Source organism: Desertihabitans aurantiacus, from assembly GCF_003344635.1.
Classification (GTDB): Bacteria; Actinomycetota; Actinomycetes; order Propionibacteriales; family Propionibacteriaceae; genus Desertihabitans; species Desertihabitans aurantiacus.
Window position 1 is genome coordinate 1 of the sequence record NZ_QPKK01000385.1, and the last position, 2581, is coordinate 2581.

Consider the following 2581-nt stretch of genomic DNA (forward strand, 5'->3'; position numbering starts at 1 on the left):
CCAGCCGGCCCGCGACGTCGCCGCCGACCCGGGCGCCCCGGTGGCGGCGTGGGGGACGCCGCCGATCACGCTGCGCTGCGGCGTCCCGGCACCGGCGGCGCTGGAACCCACCAGCCAGTGCTACGAGGTGGACGGCGTCGGCTGGTTCGCCGAGCAGGGCACCGACGGCTGGCTGTTCACCACCATCGGCCGGACCGCCTTCGTCGAGGTCGGTGTGCCCAGCCGCTACGCCCCCGAGGCCGACGCGCTGGTCGACCTGGCCCCGGCGGTGCGCACCCACGACCCGCTGGAGACCCCCTGCGTCTGAGGCCCGTCGGCCCAGCGCGGACGCGTCAGCGCCAGGCGGGACGCCGCCGCAGCGCCTGCTGCAGCAGCTGGTCCACCAGCGCCGGGTAGTCCACCCCGGACGCCGCCCACACCTGCGGGTACATCGAGTGCTCGGTGAAACCGGGCATGGTGTTGATCTCGTTCACCAGCACCTGCCCGTCGGCGGTGACGAAGGTGTCGACCCGAGCCAGCCCGGCCGCACCGACCGCCTCGAAGGTGCGCACGGCAACCTCCTGCACCCGGGCCACCACCTCCTCCTCCAGGTCGGCCGGTACCGCCAGCGAGACCTGCTCCTCGGGCAGGTACTTGGCGTCGAAGTCGTAGAACTTGCCCTCGGTGTGCATGACGATCTCGCCGGGCACCGAGGTGCGCGGCCCGTCCGACCCCTCCAGCACCCCGCACTCGACCTCGCGGACGTCGGCCACCCCCTGCTCGACCATGCACTTGGTGTCGTGGCGGAACGCCTCCTCCACCGCGGCAGCCACCGCGCCGGGGTCGGTCACCCGGGTGATGCCGATGCTGGAGCCGCCACTGGACGGCTTGACGTAGACGGGGAACCGCAGACCGGCCACGGCGTCCAGGCAGGCGGCGGGGTCGGCGTCCCACTGCTGGCGGGTGAAGGCGGTGTAGGGCCCGACCGGGAGCGATCCGGCGCTGAGCACCTGCTTCATCCGCTCCTTGTCCATCGCGTTGGCGCTGGCCGCCACCCCCGAGCCGACGTAGGGCAGGCCGAGCATCTCGAACTGGCCCTGGATGGTGCCGTCCTCGCCGTAGGGCCCGTGCAGCAGCGCGAAGGCGACGTCGACCGGCACCGGGTCGACCAGCGTGGTGCCGTCGCGGCCGGCCAGCAGCACCCGGTCGCCGTCGCGGTAGAGCAGAGCGTCGGTGCCCTGCACCGGGACGCTGGGCAGCCGGCCGTCGCGGGTCTGCAGCCCGGCGACCTGCTCGGGGGTGAACCGCAGCCAGCGGCCGTCGCGGGTGATGCCGATGCCGACCACGTCGTAGCGCCCCGCGTCCACCGCCCGCACGACGTTGCCCGCGGTGAGGCAGGACACCCCGTGCTCGGTGCTGACACCGCCGAAGACGAGCGCCACGGTGACCCGCGGCGCGGCGGTGCTGACAGGGTGGTCGCTCATGGGGGCCTCTCCGGGGGTGCCGACGTCCGATCGGGTGCCCACCCTAGGGGTTGGCGGCGCCGCTCCCGGTCAGGCTCGCTCCGGCTTCGGGTCGCGGGCCAGCAGGTCGCGGATGGCCTCGGGCGGGGTGACCTCACCGCGCACCACCCGGCGGACGCCCTCGACGATCGGCAGGTCGACACCGGTGCGCCGGCCCAGGTCGGCGACCGACTCCGCCGACTTCACCCCCTCGGCCACCCCGAGGCTGCGGGCGGTGGCCTCGGCGACGTCGAGCCCGCGGCCGAGGTGCTCACCGAAGGTGCGGTTGCGTGAGAGCGGTGAGGAGCAGGTGGCCACCAGGTCGCCCAGACCGGCCAGCCCGGCGAAGGTGTGCGGATCCGCGCCGAGGGCCTCCCCCAGCCGGGTGGTCTCGGCCAGGCCGCGGGTGATCACCGAGGCCACCGCGTTGGCGCCGTAGCCCAGACCGGTGCCCATCCCGACGGCCAGCGCGATGACGTTCTTGGTGGCCCCGGCCAGCTCGCAGCCGAGCACGTCGGTGTTGGTGTAGGGCCGGAAGGTCGGGCTGTGGCAGACCGCCTGGAGCCGGCGGGCGACGTCCTCGCCGGTCGCGGCCACCACGGCGGCGGCGGGCTGGCGCTCGGCGATCTCCCGCGCCAGGTTGGGTCCGGTGACGATGCCGATCCGGTCGGGGTCGATCCCGGTCACCTCCGCGACCACCTGGCTCATCCGCAGGTCGGTGCCGAGCTCGATCCCCTTGGCCAGGCTGACCACCAGGCAGCCGGCGGGCAGCCGCCAGCCCCGCAGGCTCTCCCGCAGCCGCTGGGAGGGCACGGCGAGCACCACCACCTCCGCCCCGTCCAGCGCGTCGGCGGGGTCGGCGGTGGCGCGGATGCCCGCGGGCAGCGCGATGTCGGGCAGGTAGTCGGGGTTGCGCCGGGTGCGCTGGACCGCCTCGGCGACCTCGGACCTGCGGGCCCACAGCCGGACCTCGTGGCCGGCGTCGGCGAGCACCAGGGCGAAGGCCGTGCCCCACGAGCCGGCGCCCATCACCGCGACGCGGCTCAACAGCGCTCCCGCAGCGGCGCTGGCCCGGCGGGCGGCGGCACCTGCTGGCGGAC

The 2581-nt window shown here is 75.2% G+C and carries 3 protein-coding genes; 1 reads left to right on the forward strand and 2 read right to left on the reverse strand.

From position 1 onward, the window contains the following. Positions 1–307: DUF3515 family protein (locus DVA66_RS19270; RefSeq protein WP_114561449.1), on the forward strand; the 307-nt coding region annotated here is incomplete at its 5' end. Between the two features lie 25 nt (positions 308–332). On the opposite strand, the gene DVA66_RS19275 is transcribed toward DVA66_RS19270, so the two are convergent. Together DVA66_RS19275 and DVA66_RS19280 are read right to left on the reverse strand one after the other, a co-directional pair. Then, a complete protein-coding gene (locus tag DVA66_RS19275; RefSeq protein WP_114561450.1) occupies positions 333–1463 on the reverse strand; it encodes a D-alanine--D-alanine ligase family protein in 1131 nt (376 codons plus the stop codon). A 69-nt stretch (positions 1464–1532) separates the two neighbouring features. Then, the coding region (locus tag DVA66_RS19280) for an NAD(P)H-dependent glycerol-3-phosphate dehydrogenase (RefSeq protein ID WP_332872891.1) at positions 1533–2581 on the reverse strand (1049 nt) is incomplete at its 5' end.

Excerpts from the sequence above, each read along its gene's own strand:
- DVA66_RS19275 (WP_114561450.1), bottom strand. The coding sequence starts at position 1,463 with ATGAGCGACCACCCTGTCAGCACCGCCGCGCCGCGGGTCACCGTGGCG.